1 protein-coding gene is annotated in these 439 nt (G+C 52.2%); it reads left to right on the top strand.

All coding sequences use genetic code 11. From position 1 onward, the window contains the following. On the top strand, positions 1 to 439 hold a 439-nt coding region (locus L975_RS15775), incomplete at both ends, for a contractile injection system protein, VgrG/Pvc8 family (protein WP_047709271.1).

Raw genomic sequence — 439 nt, 5'->3', positions numbered from 1 at the left:
TTGTACAGCGCTTAGCCGCTGAGGAAGGGCTGGCCTTTTATCATGAATTTGAGCCGGGTAAGCACCGGGTGGTGTTTGCCGATAACAGTTCTGCACTACAAACCGGCCCAGAACTCTTTTTCAATCTGGCCAATCAAGGCCAACAACATGGCCAGTTTGTCCGCAAATTCCGCTATCAAAAAGCGGTCCGCACTGCTGAGGTAGAGCTCAAAGATTACAGCTTCAAAACACCCGCCTATGCACTGTCGCACAATAAGCAAGGCAGTGAACTGAACCACCAGCGTGATAGCTACCAGCACTTTGACTACCCCGGCCGCTTTAAACAAGACCCGAGCGGCACCGCGTTTACCGCTTATCGCCTTGATGCATTACGTGCTGATGCCATTACCGGTGACGGTGAGTCGAATGCCCCACAACTGATGCCAGGCTTAGCTTTCAC

Origin of the sequence: Plesiomonas sp. ZOR0011 (genome assembly GCF_000800945.1) — a bacterium.
Lineage (GTDB): Bacteria > Pseudomonadota > Gammaproteobacteria > Enterobacterales > CAMTGL01 > Plesiomonas > Plesiomonas shigelloides.
This window is presented reverse-complemented; position numbering and strand designations above follow the sequence as displayed.